A 17,706-nucleotide genomic window follows, 5' to 3' on the forward strand; every position below is an offset into this window, starting at 1 on the left:
TCAGGCGGCGGGGCTAGCCGCGCCGAGTACTTTGCCCTTGGTTTCCGGCAGACAGAGCGCGGCGACGATCACCAGCAGATAACCGGAACCGGCCACGATGCCCATTGCCTTCACCAGCGTCATGGTTTGCGACAGTGTACCGACGAGTATCGGAAAGAACGAGCCGAGCCCGCGCCCCAGGTTGTAGCAGAAGCCTTGCCCCGATCCGCGTATCGCATTCGGATAAAGCTCCGACAGATACGCCCCCACGCCCGCGAAAATCCCCTGCACGACAATGCCGAGCGGAAAGCCGAGCGCGAGCATGATGCCGTCGGTGATCGGCAGCATCGTGTAGACCATGCCGAGCACGAACGAGCCGATCGCGAACAGCACGAACGATGCGCGCCGGCCGATCTTGTCGCAAAGAATCGCGCCGAAGATATATCCGGTGAACGAACCGACGATCAGAACGATCAGATAACCACTGGTGTTGAACACGGAAAGATGGCGCACGGTTTTCAGATAGGTCGGCAGCCACGTGGTGATCGCGTAATAGCCGCCGAGCATGCCGGTGCACAACACGCTGCCGAGCAACGTGGTCTTGAGGTGCGACGCGGAGAAGATCTGCAGGAAGTGCGATGTATCGAAGCCGTTGTCGCGCGCGCGGCGCGTTTCCAGATAGATCTCCGGGTCGCTCACATTGCGGCGAATGTAGATGATCCACGCCGCGGGCAGCAGGCCGATCCAGAAGCAGGCGCGCCACGCAACCTGCTCGGGCAGCAGCGCGAAGAATGCCCAGTAGATGATCGCCGCGGCCGCCCAGCCGAACGACCAACTGCTTTGCACGGTGCCGACGGCTTTGGCGCGATGCTGTGGCGAGCGGATGGTCTCGGCCATCATGATCGTCACGACCGACCACTCACCGCCGAAGCCAATGCCTTGCAGCGTGCGCGTGGTGAGCAGTTGCCAGAACGAATGCGTGAAGCCCGACAGGAAAGTGAACAGCGCGAAGGTGGCGATGGTCCACTGGAGCACGCGGATGCGGCCGTAGCGGTCGGCGAGGATGCCGGCCAGCCAGCCGCCTATCGCCGACGAGATCAACGAACTGGTGGCGATCATGCCCGCTTCGCTTTTTGTCATGCCCCATGTCGCGATCAAGGTCGGAATGAGGAACGAGTAGATCATGAAGTCGAAGGCATCGACTGCGTAGCCGCCGAAACCGGCGTAAAGCGTGCGGCGCTCGCGCTGGGTCAGTTCGGTGAACCATTGGAGAGAAGGCATGTTTTGTTATGGTCTCCAGGTCTTTTGGCCTGCGGGCGGCTGGAAAAAGGGGTGTTCGTATTCTACGGGGATGAGGCGTCCCGGGGCCAGTTGTGCTCAAAAATGGCATTTCGGCGTAATAGGCGATAAGAGACGCAAGATTGGGGAAATCGCTTCAGGTAGCGACTCGCGGCGCATGCGCCGCGCTCGACCCGCCGCAAGCACGCCGGAGCCAACCTCTCGTTTCCTTACCAACTACTACTCTGTAACGCAAAAGTTATTCTCCGCCGGTAAACTGCGTCGGCAGCGCCTATGCTGCGACCCACCCTCTCACGTCCGCGCCAGCCACGCCTAATGCCCGCCACCGCAAAAACCTGCTCGCCACTGCGCCGCTTCGCGAGCACGACCTTGTCGCGAGCGAATGGGGCTGGCCCGAGGACGGTATCCGATGCGGATTGCGCGTCGCGCCGTACCTTTCTCAAGGGCTCGGCCAGCGTGCTGCTGATGTCCGGCTTGAGCGCTTCGCTGCTGTCCGCTTGCGGCGGCGGCAATCTCGACGCCGATCAGCCGCCCACGCCGCACCTTGCATCGGTCGACAACTTCCGCGACCTTGCGGGCGCTGCCGCGGGCTATCCGACCGTCGACGGCAAACAGATGCGCCGTGGCGCGTTCTATCGCGCGAATGTGCTGACGCTCAGCAGCGCCGACGCCGCCACGATCGACAAGCTCGGTATCGCCACGGTCTACGACCTGCGCACGCCGGGCGAGATTGCGCGCACCGCCGACATTCTGCCGGGCGGCGCGATCGTGCAGACCTTCAACGTGCTCGGCACGGAAGACTTCCTCGCTCCCGCTTTCGATTCCGCCGGCGCCGCGACCGCGTTCATGGAAGCGCAGGCGCGTGCGTATGTCACCGGTCCGGCTCAGCGCGCCAGTTTCGGCGCACTGCTGACGCATCTGGCCGATGGCGCCGGCGCGCAGCTGTTTCATTCGAGCGCGGGTAAGGATCGCACCGGCTGGGTCGCGGCGCTGCTGCAGAGCATCGCCAATGTGCCGCTCGACGTCATCACGCAGGACTATCTGCTGAGCAGCGTGTATCTGGCGCCGTCGATCCAGACGCAGATCGAGACGCTGCGTGCGCAAGATGGCGACGCTATTGCCACGGTCGAAACGCCGTTTCTGAATGTTCAGGAGAGTTATCTGCAGGCGGGCTTCGATCAGGTGCAGGCGAACTACGGCACGATGACGAACTATCTGACGCAAGGCTTGGGGCTCGCTCAGTCGACGATCGACCTGCTGCACAGCCGGCTCATAACTTGAACGTTGAGCAGTGAGCAGTGAACAGTGAACTGCGGGACGAGACACGCACTACGCGACAGGCAAAAAAAAGTCCGCCCCGATAAGCGGGCGGACGGAGAAAGGGCGGCATCGAGGTTGCCGGTGCTGACTATAAGGCCGCTACCCATGCAGCAGGCCTTCCAGTAAGGGCGCGTAAGCGCACACGCCCGCCTCACGCCAACGCCGCGATCACGGGCAATTCGATCCGTACTTCCAACCCGCCTTGCGCGTGATTGCGCACGTGGCAACGTCCGCCGCGATCGTGCGCGAGCCGCGCCACGATCGCCAGACCCAGGCCGCAGTGACCTTCGCCGCCCCGCGCCGCGTCGAGACGCACAAAGGGTTTCATCGCGGCGGCGATGCGGTCGTCCGGAATGCCGGGTCCGTGGTCGCGTACGCTGATAACCCAATGTCCGTCGCTGCGCGCGGTAGCGATATCCACCGGCGGCGAGCCGTGTTCGAGCGCGTTATCCACGAGATTCGTGACCAGCCGGTCGAGCAACGTACGCGGTAATTTGAACGCCGGGCCCGCGCGCAGATCGAGCGTGAACAACGGCGTTTCGGTGCTGTCGCCCGCGAAAAACTGTTCCTGCAAAAAGTCTTCGACTCCGACCGGCGGCCCGGCGTCGGCGGACTGCCCGGCGAATTCGAGGAACTGCTGGACGATGTTGGTCAGCGAGTCTACGTCGCGGATCAGGCCCGCGCGTTCGCTTTCCGCGACTAGCACGCTGGCGCGCAATTTAAGGCGCGTGAGCGGCGCTTTCAAATCATGCGCGACGCCGGCCAGCATCACGGCCTGGTCGTCGCCGGCTTCGTTCAGACGCCGCATCATGTCGTTGAACGAGCCGATCAGATCGCGCAGTTCGCGCGGGCCTTGCACGGTCACGGGCTCCGGCCGGCCGCCCGAACCGAATTCGCGAGCGGCGCCGGCCACCCGCGACAACGGCCGCTGCATCTGCCACACCGCGAGCAGCGAGAGGATCAGCGCACCCGCCAGCATCGAGACGGCTTCGATCAGAAAGCGCGGGCGCGGCGGCACGTCGACCGGCACCACCACCCAGTTCGATTTGCCGGGGAACAGCACCCATAGTTGCGGCGGCCGCACGTCGTCCACGGCGATCCGTGTGCCGGGCGGCAAGTTTTCGCGCAACTGCCGGCTCAAATCGATCAGCGGATGCCGCGTCGGCTCGCCCAGATGGACGCTGGCCGGCATGTTCCAGGTCGGCACGAGATGCACGCGCATGGCGGGCGCGAGCGCGGCGCCCTTCATCGGCTCGCCGTTGACGGCCTGTAGCACCAGCAGAATGCCGCGCGCGAAACCGTCGATTTCATGGCGCGGCGGCTGCATGACGATCAGCACGAACCAGCCGGCCTGAATCGCGAACAACACCGCCGTCGAGAGCAACGCCATCCTGCCGAACAGCGTGTTCAGCGGGTTTCTCATGCGGAGGAGGCGGCCTCGTCGGCGAAGGGCGTGCCGTCGGCGTCGGGTACGAAAACGTAGCCTTTGCCGCGCACCGTTTGCACGTAGCAGGGATTGGACGGATCTTCCTCGATCACGCGGCGCAGACGCCAGATCGGCACGTCTAGACTGCGGTCGCGGAAGGCCAGATTATCGCGATGCACGAGATCGTGAATCAGCACGCGCGACAGCACCTTGTACGGATTGTTGACGAAGATTTTCAGCAGCGCGAACTCACTGTCGCGCAGCGCCAGCTTGGCGTCGTCGCGCGACAGCGAACGGGTTGCGAAGTCGAGTTCGAACGGCCCGAACCGGTAAGGCTTGCGGGCTTCCGGCGCGCTGGTGGTGGACGGCCCACGGCGGCGCAGCACGGTGTGGATGCGCGCGAGCAGTTCGCGTGGATCGAACGGCTTGGTCAGGTAGTCGTCCGCGCCGAGCGAGAGCCCGACGATGCGGTCGGCCACCGTGCCGCGCGCGGTCACGAAGATCACCGGAATGTCGTCGCCGGCGGCGCGCAACGCGGTGAGCGCGCGCAGGCCGTCGGTGTTCGGCATCATGATGTCGAGCACCACGACGGAAGGCCGCTCGCGTTCGAGCCGCCGCTGAAGATGCGTGCCGTCATGCAGCACCGACGCGTCGAAGCCGTTCGATTGCAGAAACTTGCATAGCAGATCGCGTACGACCGGATCGTCGTCGACGATAAGGACCTGTGGATTCATGGCGAAATTCTAGACTGGCCCGCACAACGCGCGGCCGACTGTTTTCTTACCAATGCTTACGCTCGCCGGCAAAGTCGGTGCTGGTCGACGCGTAAGGCCCGCTGCGGAAGGCTCATGGCGTATTTCACGCATGCCCTATCAGGCAAAGCGCGGCACGCCGCTCAGGCCCGTTCAATTCGCTAAGCATCGCCAAAAATTCCTCCGAGGAAAGAATTTGCGTGTAATTGAAACCGCTCGCAACGGCTCGGAAGAACCGCTGGAAAGCACGCTTTTCTTCGTGCATCGCCGACGTGTGCGCAGCGCGATGATTCGTCGTGCAGTACGTTGCGCCGCAAGCCGGAAACAGCCTAACGCCTTGGGCCCACGGCAAGCGGCGTGAAATCGAAACCCAGCGCCACGCGAGGCTCATCATGACCGTTCATAGCAACTTCAGCTCAACCCGCTTTTCTTCGATGGCGCCGACACCGCCAGCGCCGAAACCCGCGGCTCAAACCAACCCCGGCACGGCGTTGCCCACTCAGGAGGCCGCTGCCGAAGCGTTGCCTTCGCTGCCCGCCGGACTCGTTGGGCATAACGTCAACACGACCGCCTGACGCACCGAGGCCCGTGTGTCGACCCCGAGAATCATTGACCGTTTCATTCGTGTCGTTGCGTGGTTGACGCTCGGCGCGGCGCTGCTGCCGTTCGGCGGCTGCGCCGTCGCCGCGCTGCCGTGCCGGCTGACTTCAGCCACGCTGAAAATCGTCCCGGTTGTCGGCCATGCCGCGGCCGCCCCGTTCGACATGTGTTCCTCCGCGATCGACTGAATCATGACACTCAAACGGATTGCCTGTGCGTTGGCGCTATTCGGTGGTTTGTTTTCGCTGGCGGCTTATGCGCAACCAGTCGCGCGTGACGCGAATCCGAATGCTTCAGCAACCGCGCCCGCGCAGAAGGACGCCGCCGCCGAGGCACGCCGGCGCTCGTCGACGCAGGACGCGCCGTTTGCGTTTCGTGGCGTCACGCTCGGCATGACGCTCGACGAATTCCGCGCGGGGTCGACCGTGCGGGCGACGCCGGTCGGCAGCGTGCCGGTTTGCGAGACGGATGTGCAGGCGGGCGCGCTCGGGATGCGTTTGAAGTCGCACGAGAGCTTGACGGTGGCGTGCCGCTGGGCGCATCGCGGCAATGACGGCTGGGCGGTGTCGCAAGCGGTGGTGGACGGCGCGCCGGCGCTGGAGCATGTGCTGCGCTTTGCGCGCGTCGACGGACAAAGCGCGCTGCGTCTGTACGAGATTTCTTTTGTGATCGACGAGATCACCGCCGAAGACTTGCGCGACGCGCTCGCCGACCGCTACGGACCGCCGCGCTTCGCGACGCGGAACGTGTCGGCCTCGGGCGCGATGCCGACCTATGTCTGGGACAACGCGGTGAGTTCGATCACCTTGTGCTTTCTGCCGGGCACGCACAACGGCACGCTCACCTATCTGCTGAAGGGTTCGGATGCGTGGGTCAAGTCGGTCGTACGGCAATGGCAGGCGAGCGGCGCCGAGGCGGGTTGATGCGCGACGTCGACAAGCGGCGCGCTCGCGCCATGACTCGCGGTCCACGCGAATTCTTCTTCGGAGCCTGCATGACTACGCTACCTCTCACGTTCGCGCTGGGCGCGGCGTTCTGTCTCGCGGCCTGTTCGGGCGGCCGGCAGCCTTCCATCGTCGATACGCCGATGGCGCCGCCGCTCGCCTCCGCGCCGCTCAACGTGAACACGCAAGGCGCGATCTATCAGGCCGGCACGCCTTTGCTGCTGTACGAAACCCCGCGTGCGCAGCATATCGGCGATGTGCTGACGATTCGTCTGTCGGAGTCGTACAGCGGCAACAATAGTTCGACGGCGGCGGCGAGCCGTTCGAGCAGCATCACCGCCGCCGCCGCCGATCAGTCGACCAACGCCGCCGCGCGACTCGCGAGATTGTTCAACATCGGCTCGGCGAGCACGGACTACAAAGGGCAGGGCAGTCTCACCGACGTGAGCGGCATGACCGGCACGCTGGCGGTCACCGTGATCGGTACGATGTCGACCGGCAACCTGGTCGTGTCGGGCGAGAAGATGATCGCGATGAGCGGCAACAGCGATCGTTTGCGCTTGTCGGGGATCGTTAATCCCAAAGACATCGAAGCGGGCAATTATGTCGCGTCGAGCAAGGTCGCCAATGCGCGGATCGAACAGGCGGGCGCGGGGATGGTGTCCGACGCCACGACGATGGGCTGGTTGCAGCGCATGTTCTTGAGCGTGCTGACGTTTTGAGCGTGTGATGGGTGAGGGGTTCAGGCCAGCGTGCCCTCTCTTCACTACGCCAACGGCGCCGCGCTCCGTTCCGCCGCGCCGATTTCCCCGTCCGGCACGAACACATACCCGCGTCCCCACACCGTCTGCACGTAGCGCGGCTCCGACGGATCCACTTCGATCAGCCGCCGCAAGCGCCAGATCGACACATCCAGACTGCGATTGCGATGCGCCTCGCTATTGCCGTGCAGTTTCTCCAGCAACTGCGCGCGCGTCAGCACCGTCATCGAATGTGTGACGAACACTTTGAGCATCGCGAATTCGCTCGAACGCAGCGTGATGCGCTCGCCGTCGCGACGCAATTCGCGCGCCGGGAAATTCACTTCGAAACGCCCGAACCGATACGGCGCGCGCTGTTCCGGCGCGCTCGGCGCAATCGCGCCGCGGCGGCGCAGCACCGTGCGAATCCGGGCGACCAGTTCGCTCGGTTCGAAGGGCTTGCCGAGATAGTCGTCGGCGCCGAGTTCGAGGCCGATCACGCGGTCGATCGGATCGGCGCGCGCGGTCAGCAGGATCACCGGAATATCGTCGCCGGCCACGCGCAACGCGCGCAGCGCACTGATGCCGTCGAGTTCCGGCATCATGATGTCGAGCACGATTAGCGCGGGACGCTCGTCCTGCAATTTGCGCTGCAGCGCCAGGCCGTGTTCGAGCGTGGCGACTTTGAAGCCGCGCCCTTGCAGATAATCGCTGACGAGTTCACGTACGACGGGGTCGTCGTCGACGACCAGAATGGATTGGTTCATTCAGGCCATCTTAGTGATCGATACGCACCGCGCAAAGCGCGCAACGCTTTCGAATCCTTTCCCGTGTAAGAGACGGCAAGCAAAGCGGTGCGGCTAATTTGCCTGCGAAGTCTGAATGGTCTGCATCGATTGGCGCGCGAAGTCGCTCTGATCGACCACCATCCGTTCGATCAGACCATTGAGCTTGGTCGACGCCGACGAAAAACGGTCGGTGTTGAGGCCGCCGGTCTGATAGCGCGCGGTGACGAGAATGCGGCCGTGCTGGATCAGCGTCAGGTCGATGATGGACAGGTACTGGATCGATTCGTCGCTGAACGAACGGCGGCCGTAATCGATCGCCGCGTTGTAGACGAGCCGCGCCTCGCAACCGGCGGGCGAGGTGCCCGGATTGTAGACGTCCGAACGAATGCCGCGCCGGTCGAGCGCGAGTTGCAGCGCCGGCACGAAATCGCCGACCGACACGGTCTGATTCACTTCGATGCACACGTTGTGTACGTCAGCCGGCCGGCCGTTGACGAAGGTCGGCGACGAGTAATTCGCCGCGATCGCGTAGCCGGCCTGAATCACCGAGCCGGTGGCGTCAGCGGCCTGAATCAGCGTCCACGCGCAGCCGTTCAGGCCGACCGCCAGCATCGCGCCGACGGCCAGCCGCGCGCACGAACGCCGCGTGACGAGCCACGCGCTGCGTGTGGCCCGTGAAGCTCGCGTGAAAGTGACGGCGTGCATGCTCAGCATGAAGGTCATGAGACGGTGCCAGGTGGCGGTCAATGGAAGCGGCCATGCAGCGCGAAGCGCGGCGAATCGTGGCGGCGGGCGTGGCGCGCGGGCGGGTTCAGACTCAGAGGCAGGTTCACGCTTAGCGCGTGATGCGCAGACGCAATTCGTTTTGCCCTTGCACGCTTGCCGTGACGCTGACGCGTCGCGCGGCAGCGGTGGTCACGATGAAATGCTGACGCGTCGGCGTATTGAGGTCATGCACGACGTTCGGGAAACAGGCCGCGATATCGGCGCCGAATTCCTCGAGCGGGTCGGTGACCACACCGTCGGCTTGCCAGTGCGCGCGCCAGTGGCAGTCGTAAGCGTGTTTGCTGGCACGGCAGTCGTCCGCATCGGATAAGCCCGGCAGCCGCGCGGCCGGTTGTGCCTGCAACTGTTTGAAATCGCGGGTGTCGACGATGTGTTTGAGCGCGGGGCACACGTCGGCGGGTTCGTCGGCGTGGATGGTTTGCGCGGCGTGCGCGGCACTCGTCAGCAGCAGCGCTGCGCCGACAGCCAGCGCGAGGCGGCGGGTCAAGGAATAGGAGCGGCGATCGAATGACATGAGCGAAGAGTCCAATAGCGTTGAATGTCGTGGCATGCCGCACGAGGTTTGGCACGCCTGGCTATCGTCGCTGGAGGAGCATGGGTTCAAAGCGCGGAACAGCTTGCCGGCTTCGCAAATGCTTTCGAACTCTTCGCGGGTCTTTCTGGATGTTGCGGCAGTGGGCGTTTTTCAGCCCAACGTGAGGCCGCCGTCGACGTGAATCACCTGGCCGGTGATATGCCGTGCTTCGTCGGAGAGCAGGAACGCGATCAGCGCGGCGATATCGGCCGGCTCGGCGACGTGGCCGAGCGGGGTCGCTTCTGCCGCGTGTTGCCACACCGATGCATTAACGGCACTCGGCCCATGATCTTTACGGGTATAACCCGGCGCCACGCAATTGACGGTCACGCCATGCGGCGCGAGTTCGGCCGCCGCCGTTTTCGCTAACGACTCGAGCGCCGCTTTCGCGGCCGCCGTCGCGGCGAACGGCGTATCCGCGCGATAGCGGTGCGCGACGAACGAACTGAGCGCGACCACGCGCCCCCGTTTCGACGTTTCCAGCGCGGGCGACGCGCGTTTGACGAGCGCGGCGAACGCTGCCGGCATGGCGGCCCACGCTGCGCTGAACGTATCGGGATCGAGTGCGTGCAGCGTTTGCCGCTGCGCGTGCCCCGCATTGGCGACCAGTTGATCGAGCGCGCCGAAGCTCGCCAGGGTTTGATGGACCACATGGTCCGCCGCGCCGCGCTCGGCCAGATCGGCGCACAGCATCGCGCATTGCGCGCCAGTCGCACTGCAATCGGCGGCCACTTGCGCGAGGCGTTGGCGCGACGCCTCGTCGGCGCCGCGTGCGTGCAGCATCAGGGCGGTACGTGGCGCGGCGATGCGCCGGGCCAGTGCCGCGCCGATACCGGAGCCCGCGCCGGTGATCAGCACGACGCGATCGAAGCCGGCGGGACTCGGCACGCTCATGCCGCGACCGCTTCGCCGGAACGTTCGACGTCGAGCGTTTCGTCGTGGTACGCCGCCAGCGATTCGCGATGCGCGACGCTGACGATCGCCGCCTTCGGCAGGCGCTCGGTGAACAGGCGGTATAGCCGCGCTTCGTTTTCGGCGTCGAGCGCGCTGGTCGCTTCGTCGAGGAACAGATAGTCCGGCTTGTGCAGCAGCACGCGCGCGGCGGCGAGGCGCTGCTGTTCGCCCGGCGACAGAATGCGGGTCCAGTGCCCCGATTCCGCCAGTCGGTCGGCGTACTCCGACAGATGGCAGGTGACGAGCGCTTCGCGGCATTCGTCGTCGGTATAGGTGTCGGCGGAGGACGGATAGGTGAGCGCCGCCTTCAGCGTGCCGATCGGCATATAGCTGACCTGCGGGATGAACATCATGCGGGCGTTCACCGGCGCGTCGATCGAGCCGTCGCCGAACGGCCACAGGCCGGCCAGCGCGCGCATCAGCGTGCTCTTGCCCGAGCCGGACGGACCGCGCACGAGCCAGCGCGAGCCCGGCTGGATCGCGATATCGCGAATGCGCGACAGCGGATTGCCGTTCGGCAGCGCGAGCTTGAGGCCTTCGGTGGAGAGCTTGTCGGCGTCGACGAAATGCAGGTTGATGCCGCCGTGCTCGGTGGCCGGCGAGACCGATTCCTTCAGGTGCGGCGAATGCAGGATGCGCTTGAATTCACGCAACCGGTTCACGGTGGCGCGCCATTCGACGAGGCTGCCGTAACTGTTGATGAACCACGAAAACGAATCGCTGACGGTGCCGAACGCGCTGGAAATCTGCATCAGCACGCCGAACGTGAAAGCGCCTGCGAAGTAGCGCGGCGCGGCGACCACCAGCGGAAAGATGATGGCGATCTGACCGTAGAAGCTCAGCACGAAGGTGAGCCGCTTGGTGTACTTCATCACCTGCCACCAGTTGTCGCGGATGCGCCCAAACAGCGAGTGCGTGCTCGTCTTTTCCGTTTCCATGCCGTTGTAGAAGGCAATCTGCTCGGCGTTTTCACGCAGACGGATCAGGCCGAAACGGAAGTCCGCCTCGACTTTCTGCGCCTGGTAGTTGATCGGCACGAGCGGATGGCCGACCTTCTGGATGATCAGCGAGCCGACCACCGCGTAGAGCGCGGCGGCCCACACCATGTAACCGGGAATCTGCACCGGCATGCCGCCGAGCGAGACGGTCAGTGCGCCGCCGATCGTCCATAGGATCGTGATGAACGACACCAGCGTGACGATCGTTGAGAGCAGGTCGAGCGTTAGCGACAGCGTGCTGGTGGCGAACGACTGCAGGTCGTCGCTGATCCGCTGGTCGGGGTTGTCGGCGAGGCGGTCGCGTTCGATCCGGTAGAAGGCGCTGTCGTGCATCCACTCGTTCAGATAGCGGGTGGTTAGCCACTGGCGCCAACGGAAGCCGAGCATCTGGCGCAGATACCGCCCATACACCGCGAGGATGATGAAGGCGAACGCGAGCACCGAGAACACCATCAGCAGGTGCGGGAAATCGTGCACGTTCTTGGTTTGCAGCGCGTTGTAGAAGTCGGCGCTCCAGCGGTTCAGGCGCACGTTGATCCACACGACCAGCAGGTTCATCACGATGATGGCGATGAGCAGGCCCCAGGCCGTTTTTCGTTCTTCGGAAACCCAGTAGGGTTTGATCAGGCTCCAGGCGGAGATCTTTTCGTCCGGCGGTAGCGCGGGGCTGGCTGAGGTATTCGGTGTCATGAGCATCCTGATGAAGTGCTGGCCTGCATGCCCGGGCGTCGTGCTCGACGAACGCTCGTCCGGGCGAGCGTCCGATTCTGGCGCGTAGCCCTTAAGCGAAAATTAATTTGCGCCAGAAGGCTTCGCTGCCATGCTCCGACGGCACGGGCGGCGGTTCTTGGGATTCGCGCCGGCCGCGCCGCGCCGTCGCGGCATGGGCTCGTTGCATTGTGCCAGAGCACTGAGTCAGGCCGCATCGGCGACATAAAAGAAGGTGCCGGATCAAACGCCGCGCGAACACGTCAGGCGCTGGTTTGCGGGCCGCGCGGCTTTTATGGTCTAATGACCTTCGACGAAACAGGGGTGCTTTGCCCACAGGCGCGCATGATTTTCATGCCGTAGCGGCAAGGCTGAGAGAGACCCTTTGCACCCGATCCGGGTAATACCGGCGCGGGAAGTTTCCGGAAGCAGCCAGTCTTCCATTCCCCGCCGGGGTGGCGCGCGTCATCAGAACGCGCGTCGTGCCCGGCCGGCCTCACCCGCCGGTTTCGTCCTGGGTACGTGCGTTTTTTGGCCGTACGGAAAGGACTCGATGACCGCCTATTCTTCAGTTATGTGTTTTGCTCTTCGTCACGCCGCTGCCGGCGCGCTGTGCTTTAGCCTGTTTAGCCTGGTCGGACGTCGTGAAGCGGAGTGTGCGCAATGAGCCGTTCCGCGCAACCCGATTTCGCTGTTCTCGGTGGAGGCCTGTGCGGCCGGCTGGTCGCGTGGCGTCTGGCGGGCCAGGGGCATCGCGTGGCGCTCTATGAGCGTGGCGACGCCGCCGGTTCGCAAGCGGCCGCGTGGGTCGCCGCCGCGATGCTGGCGCCGCTCGCCGAAGCCGCCAGCGCCGAATTGCTGATCACCCGTCTCGGCGCGAGTTCGCTCGATACGTGGCCGCAAGTGCTGGCCGAGTTGCCCGAGCCGGTGTTCTTTCAGCGCAATGGCACGCTGGTGGTCTGGCATCATGCCGACCGCACCGAAGCGCCACTGTTCGAACGCCGGGTGCGCTCGAATGCGCCGGCCGACTTGCTGGACGGCGGCTTTGTCACCCTGGCCGGCGCGCAGCTCGGTGCCGCCGAGCCTGCATTGGCCGGGCGCTTCAATCAGGGCTGGCTGCTGCCGCGCGAAGGTCAACTGGATAACCGTCAGGTCCTGGCCGCATTGGCTGCGGGCCTCAGCGAGCGTGGTGTCGAGACGCACTGGAACACGCCGGTCGACGACCTTTCGCTGCCGCCCGCGCGCGTTACGATCGACTGCCGCGGCCTCGGCGCGAAGCCGGTGCTGCCTACGTTGCGCGGGATTCGCGGCGAAGTCGCGCGGGTGCACGCGCCCGGTATCAAACTGACGCGTCCGGTGCGCTTGCTGCATCCGCGTTATCCACTGTATATCGCGCCGAAGCAGGACGATCTCTACGTGATCGGCGCGACCGAAGTCGAAGGTGAGGACATGTCGCCGGTCAGCGTGCGCTCGGCGCTCGAACTGCTGAGCGCGGCGTTTTCCGTGCATCCCGGCTTCGGCGAGGCTCGTATCCTCGAATTGAATTCGCAGTGCCGCCCGACGTTGCCGGACCACCGTCCGGCTTTGCTGTGGGATGGCGCGCAGACACTGCGCGTGAACGGCCTGTACCGGCACGGCTACATGATCGTGCCCGAAGTCGCCGACGAAGCCGTCCGCTTCGCCGCGGCACTGCTCGACGGCCGTGTCGGCGACGCCGATGCGTTCGCCGACTGGCAACGCGACGCGCGCTGGAGCGAACTATTCCAGCTGGATTCCACGCGGGAGCCGGCATGAGCGTTGCGCGTTTCATCTGGCCCGACGGGCTTTGAGACGCTTTAACGCGGCACGCTTTGCCGCTTTCGCCATCGATTGAACCGTATTCGAACACCATGAACATTCATATCAATCAGAAGCCGTTGTCGTTGCCCGAGGGCGCGACGGTCGCCGATGCGCTCGTCGCGTTCGGCGCGCGGCCGCCGTTCGCGGTCGCGCTGAACGGCGATTTCGTGGCCCGCACCCAGCATGCGGCCCGCGCGCTGCAGCCGGGCGACAAGCTGGACGTCGTGCAACCCGTGGCCGGCGGTTAAGGCCGCCGCTTACCACAGCGTAAAGCTACGTATCGCCACGACCTGCCGGAGACAAAGACAATGCCCAACACTTCCCCCCAAACCGCCGACGCGCTCACGCTCTACGGCGAGACCTTCGCCAGCCGCGTACTGCTCGGCACCTCGCGCTATCCGTCGCTGCAATCGCTGTCCGATTCGATCGACGCCGCGCGCCCCGGCATGGTGACCGTCGCGCTGCGCCGGCAGATGAACGAAGGCGGCGCCGAAGCCGGCTTCTTCGATCTGCTCAAGCGCCACGGCGTGCCGCTGCTGCCGAACACGGCCGGCTGCTTGACCGTCGGCGAGGCGGTCACGACCGCGCACATGGCGCGCGAAATTTTCGAAACCGACTGGATCAAGCTCGAACTGATCGGTGACGACTACACGCTGCAGCCCGACCCGATCGGGCTGATCGAAGCGGCCGCGCAACTCGTCAAGGACGGTTTCAAGGTGCTGCCGTACTGCACCGAAGATCTGGTGATCGGCCGCCGTCTGCTCGACGCCGGCTGTGAAGCGCTAATGCCGTGGGGCGCGCCGATCGGCACCGGCAAGGGCGTGATCAATCCGTACGGCTTGCGGGTGTTGCGCGAGCGGCTGCCGGACGTGCCGCTGATCGTCGACGCGGGCCTCGGCGTGCCGTCGCACGCGGCGCAAGTGATGGAGTGGGGCTTCGACGGCGTGCTGCTGAACACGGCCGTGTCGCAAGCCACGCATCCCGACGCGATGGCGCGGGCCTTCGCGCTGGGCGTCGAAGCGGGCCGCCACGCTTTTCTGGCGGGGCCGATGGCCGAGCGCGAAAGCGCGCACGCGAGCACGCCGGTGGTTGGCATGCCGTTCTGGCATCAGGACGGAGGCGGCGCATGACGCAGACCTTGGCCTTGACGGGCCGCGACCTGTTCTGGCCGCCCGCCGACGAACTCACCGAAGCCGCCGAGCGGATTCGCGCCCGTCTCGGCGACTGGCCGCCAACCCACGCGCCGTGGCGCATCTGCCTGACCGCGCCGGACGAGCCGAACGGCGGCGATCTGATCGTGATCGCCGACGCCCAGCAGCACGGCGAGCAGGTAGCGCGCTGGCAGGTGCGGGGCGCGGGTGTGATCGAGGCCGCGCGGAACCGCGCGGTGCTGCATCTCGGCGGCGAAACCTACCGTTTGGAAGGTCATCTGGCGGAAGACTGGATCGCCGCGCTGGCCGCGTTTCTGGATTGCGGTTTCGATCCGCACGACGCGCTGGTGCTGGCGCTCGCCTGGCGTGACGGCGACGAAACCCGCGCCGACGACGCTTTTCCGTCCGATCTCAGCCATTTCCCGCGCCTCGCCGGCTTGCCGGACGCGCCGGAGCCGGCCTTTCCGCCGTGCCCGACGCGGCTCGGTCTGTATCCCGTGCTGCCGACCGGAGAATGGGTCGAGCGCGTCGCCGGTTTGGGCGTGAAGACGATCCAGTTGCGCCACAAGTCGGCCGAACCTGCCGACGAACTGAAACGCGAGATCGCGCTGAGCGTGGCGGCCGGGCGTCGGCACGACGCCCAGGTGTTCATCAACGATCACTGGCAAGCCGCGCTCGACGCGGGCGCGTACGGTGTCCACCTCGGCCAGGAAGACGTGCATACCGCCGATCTGGCGGCGCTCGCCGCAGGGGGCATTCGCGTCGGCCTGTCAACACACGGTTTCTACGAGATTCTGAGGGCGCTGCATTTCCGCCCCAGCTACATCGCGGTGGGCGCGGTGTTCGCGACCACCACCAAAGCCATAGCGACCGCGCCGCAGGGACTCAAACGTCTGGTACGTTACGTGCGCCTGCTCGACGGCGTCGTGCCGCTGGTGGCGATCGGCGGCATCGACCTGCAGGTGCTGCCGGACGTGCTGGCAACCGGCGTGGGCGGCGCGGCCGTGGTGCGCGCGGTCACGGAGGCGTCCGATGTCGGCGCCGCCGTTTCTGCACTGCAACACGCGTTTACGCAATAATCGTCACGCTTGGTAAAGGGACAGGGCACCTCACGGCAACTTTTGCATGATGGCCCTATAATTCGGCCTTCCGTGTAAAAGGACTGTCAGTTTCGTGTCTTCCTCCCCCGAGACCTTACTCGAGCTGCGCGACGTCGACTTCGGTTATGGCGACCGGCTCGTTCTGTCGAACCTGAATCTGCGCTTCAAGCGCGGCCAGGTGGTGGCCGTCATGGGCGGCTCGGGTTGCGGCAAGACCACGGTGCTGCGTCTGATCGGCGGTCTGGTGCGCGCGCAGCGCGGCCAGATCCTGTTCCAGGACCAGGACGTTGGCCAGCAAACGCGCGACGGCCTGTACGCGCTGCGCCGCAAGATGGGCATGCTGTTCCAGTTCGGCGCGCTGTTCACCGACATGTCCGTGTTCGAAAACGTGGCCTTCGCGCTGCGCGAGCACACCGATCTCCCCGAAGACCTGCTGCGCGACCTCGTGCTGATGAAGCTCAACGCGGTCGGTCTGCGCGGCGCGCGCGACCTGCTGCCGTCGGAGATTTCGGGCGGCATGGCGCGGCGAGTGGCGCTGGCGCGCGCCATCGCGCTCGACCCCGAACTGATGATGTACGACGAGCCATTCGCCGGTCTCGATCCGATTTCTCTCGGCATCACCGCGAACCTGATTCGCGCGCTGAACCAGGCGCTGGGCGCGACTTCGATCCTCGTCACGCACGACGTGCCGGAGTCGTTCGCGATTGCCGATTACGTGTATTTCCTCGCCAACGGCGGCGTGCACGCCGAAGGCACGCCCGCCGAATTGCGCGCGTCCACCGATCCGACGGTGCGCCAGTTCATCGACGGCGCGCCGGACGGCCCGTTCAAATTCCACTACCCCAGCAAGACGCCGCTCGCGGCGGACTTCGGCATCGGCGGAGGTCAGTCATGATCAGTGCGATCGGCCGCTCGGTGATCGGCGGGCTCGGCACGGCCGGCTATGCCACGCGTTTCTTTATCCGGCTGGTGCTCGAATTATTCCCGTTGCTGCGCCGTCCGCGTCTTGTCACGAAGCAGATCCACTTCGTAGGTAATTATTCGCTGGTGATTATTGCCGTGTCGGGGCTGTTCGTCGGCTTCGTGCTCGGCTTGCAGGGGTATTACACGCTCAACCGCTACGGCTCCGAGCAGGCGCTTGGGCTGCTGGTGGCGCTGTCGCTGGTGCGCGAACTCGGGCCGGTGGTCACGGCTCTGCTGTTCGCCGGCCGCGCGGGCACGTCGCTGACGGCTGAAATCGGCCTGATGAAGGCGGGCGAGCAACTTACCGCCATGGAAATGATGGCCGTCGACCCGGTCAAGGTCGTGGTGGCGCCGCGCCTGTGGGCCGGCATCATCGCCATGCCGGTGCTCGCGGCGATCTTCAGCGCGGTCGGTATTCTGGGCGGGTATGTGGTGGGAGTGTTGCTGATCGGCGTCGATTCCGGCGCGTTCTGGTCGCAAATGCAAGGCGGCGTCGATGTCTGGCGCGACGTCGGCGCGGGGGTCGTCAAGAGCGTGGTGTTCGGCCTCGCAGTGACCTTCGTCGCGCTGTATCAGGGCTACGAAGCCAAGGCGACGCCGGAAGGCGTATCGCGCGCCACCACCAAAACGGTCGTGTATGCGTCGCTGGCGGTACTCGGCCTCGACTTTCTGCTGACTGCACTGATGTTCAGCTAAGACTGCGTTCGCGCGTTTCCGGCCGGCGCCGCGTCCTGGGGCGCGCGCGGCGGGCAGCGTTGACGGCGTGGCGGATTCACTTTGGGATG

The 17,706-nt window shown here is 65.3% G+C and carries 19 protein-coding genes and 1 riboswitch; of the genes, 11 read left to right on the plus strand and 8 right to left on the minus strand.

Annotated features, from left to right (window positions below):
• Complete coding sequence (locus B0G83_RS30730; protein ID WP_105511112.1) at positions 1-1,260, minus strand: MFS transporter; 1,260 nt, start codon at positions 1,258-1,260, stop codon at positions 1-3.
• 333 nt (positions 1,261-1,593) lie between these two features.
• Between B0G83_RS30730 and B0G83_RS30735 the strand changes: the two genes are divergently transcribed.
• Positions 1,594-2,559 carry a tyrosine-protein phosphatase gene (locus B0G83_RS30735; RefSeq protein WP_105511113.1) on the plus strand — a complete coding sequence of 322 codons (966 nt, stop codon included), beginning with the start codon at positions 1,594-1,596 and terminating at the stop codon, positions 2,557-2,559.
• A gap of 190 nt (positions 2,560-2,749) precedes the next feature.
• Here the strand turns inward: B0G83_RS30735 and B0G83_RS30740 are convergent, their stop codons facing one another.
• Positions 2,750-4,021 carry an ATP-binding protein gene (locus tag B0G83_RS30740; RefSeq protein WP_105511114.1) on the minus strand — a complete coding sequence of 424 codons (1,272 nt, stop codon included), beginning with the start codon at positions 4,019-4,021 and terminating at the stop codon, positions 2,750-2,752.
• On the minus strand, positions 4,018-4,758 hold the full coding sequence (locus tag B0G83_RS30745; RefSeq protein ID WP_105511115.1) for a response regulator: 741 nt from the start codon (positions 4,756-4,758) through the stop codon (positions 4,018-4,020). The genes B0G83_RS30740 and B0G83_RS30745 overlap by 4 nt, the downstream gene beginning before the upstream one ends.
• Before the next feature lie 410 nt (positions 4,759-5,168).
• Here B0G83_RS30745 and B0G83_RS30755 point away from each other — a divergent pair, with 410 nt between their 5' ends.
• From B0G83_RS30755 to B0G83_RS30770, 4 genes are all read left to right on the plus strand, one after another.
• On the plus strand, positions 5,169-5,351 hold the full coding sequence (locus B0G83_RS30755) for a hypothetical protein (RefSeq protein ID WP_105511117.1): 183 nt from the start codon (positions 5,169-5,171) through the stop codon (positions 5,349-5,351).
• Positions 5,352-5,396: 45 nt separating this feature from the next.
• Complete coding sequence (locus B0G83_RS30760; protein WP_308701515.1) at positions 5,397-5,564, plus strand: DUF6726 family protein; 168 nt, start codon at positions 5,397-5,399, stop codon at positions 5,562-5,564.
• A 3-nt stretch (positions 5,565-5,567) separates the two neighbouring features.
• The gene (locus tag B0G83_RS30765) at positions 5,568-6,299 is read left to right on the plus strand and encodes a hypothetical protein (RefSeq protein ID WP_105511118.1); all 732 of its coding nucleotides are present in this window, start codon (positions 5,568-5,570) and stop codon (positions 6,297-6,299) included.
• A 71-nt stretch (positions 6,300-6,370) separates the two neighbouring features.
• The gene (locus B0G83_RS30770; protein ID WP_105511202.1) at positions 6,371-7,042 is read left to right on the plus strand and encodes a flagellar basal body L-ring protein FlgH; all 672 of its coding nucleotides are present in this window, start codon (positions 6,371-6,373) and stop codon (positions 7,040-7,042) included.
• Positions 7,043-7,086: 44 nt separating this feature from the next.
• On the opposite strand, the gene B0G83_RS30775 is transcribed toward B0G83_RS30770, so the two are convergent.
• The 5 genes from B0G83_RS30775 to B0G83_RS30795 all read right to left on the minus strand — a co-directional run bounded on the left by B0G83_RS30775 (position 7,087) and on the right by B0G83_RS30795 (position 11,850).
• Positions 7,087-7,827, minus strand: coding sequence for a response regulator (locus B0G83_RS30775; RefSeq protein WP_105511119.1), 741 nt, complete (start codon positions 7,825-7,827; stop codon positions 7,087-7,089).
• Positions 7,828-7,920: 93 nt separating this feature from the next.
• Positions 7,921-8,571, minus strand: a complete 651-nt coding sequence (locus tag B0G83_RS30780; RefSeq protein ID WP_105511120.1) for a hypothetical protein — start codon at positions 8,569-8,571, stop codon at positions 7,921-7,923.
• A 112-nt stretch (positions 8,572-8,683) separates the two neighbouring features.
• Positions 8,684-9,148: a hypothetical protein gene (locus B0G83_RS30785; RefSeq protein ID WP_105511121.1), complete on the minus strand. Its 465-nt coding sequence runs from the start codon at positions 9,146-9,148 to the stop codon at positions 8,684-8,686.
• 171 nt (positions 9,149-9,319) lie between these two features.
• The gene (locus tag B0G83_RS30790; protein ID WP_105511122.1) at positions 9,320-10,102 is read right to left on the minus strand and encodes an SDR family NAD(P)-dependent oxidoreductase; all 783 of its coding nucleotides are present in this window, start codon (positions 10,100-10,102) and stop codon (positions 9,320-9,322) included.
• Positions 10,099-11,850, minus strand: coding sequence for an ABC transporter ATP-binding protein/permease (locus B0G83_RS30795; RefSeq protein WP_105511203.1), 1,752 nt, complete (start codon positions 11,848-11,850; stop codon positions 10,099-10,101). The genes B0G83_RS30790 and B0G83_RS30795 overlap by 4 nt, the downstream gene beginning before the upstream one ends.
• A 328-nt stretch (positions 11,851-12,178) precedes the next feature.
• Positions 12,179-12,303: riboswitch (TPP riboswitch) on the plus strand.
• 228 nt (positions 12,304-12,531) lie between these two features.
• Here B0G83_RS30795 and B0G83_RS30800 point away from each other — a divergent pair.
• From B0G83_RS30800 to mlaE, 6 genes are all read left to right on the plus strand, one after another.
• Positions 12,532-13,662, plus strand: coding sequence for an FAD-dependent oxidoreductase (locus B0G83_RS30800; protein WP_105511123.1), 1,131 nt, complete (start codon positions 12,532-12,534; stop codon positions 13,660-13,662).
• A 95-nt stretch (positions 13,663-13,757) separates the two neighbouring features.
• On the plus strand, positions 13,758-13,955 hold the full coding sequence (gene thiS, locus B0G83_RS30805) for a sulfur carrier protein ThiS (protein ID WP_035554838.1): 198 nt from the start codon (positions 13,758-13,760) through the stop codon (positions 13,953-13,955).
• A 60-nt stretch (positions 13,956-14,015) separates the two neighbouring features.
• Positions 14,016-14,837, plus strand: a complete 822-nt coding sequence (locus B0G83_RS30810) for a thiazole synthase (protein ID WP_105511124.1) — start codon at positions 14,016-14,018, stop codon at positions 14,835-14,837.
• Entirely contained in the window at positions 14,834-15,937 is a 1,104-nt protein-coding gene (locus B0G83_RS30815) for a thiamine phosphate synthase (protein WP_105511125.1), read from the plus strand. Before B0G83_RS30810 ends, B0G83_RS30815 begins: the two co-directional genes overlap by 4 nt.
• Before the next feature lie 94 nt (positions 15,938-16,031).
• A complete protein-coding gene (locus B0G83_RS30820; protein WP_105511126.1) occupies positions 16,032-16,853 on the plus strand; it encodes an ABC transporter ATP-binding protein in 822 nt (273 codons plus the stop codon).
• Positions 16,850-17,617 carry a lipid asymmetry maintenance ABC transporter permease subunit MlaE gene (gene mlaE, locus B0G83_RS30825; RefSeq protein ID WP_105511127.1) on the plus strand — a complete coding sequence of 256 codons (768 nt, stop codon included), beginning with the start codon at positions 16,850-16,852 and terminating at the stop codon, positions 17,615-17,617. The genes B0G83_RS30820 and mlaE overlap by 4 nt, the downstream gene beginning before the upstream one ends.
• Positions 17,618-17,706 lie beyond the last annotated feature (89 nt).

The sequence above is a fragment of the Paraburkholderia sp. BL21I4N1 genome, from assembly GCF_002973525.1.
Classification (GTDB): Bacteria; Pseudomonadota; Gammaproteobacteria; order Burkholderiales; family Burkholderiaceae; genus Paraburkholderia.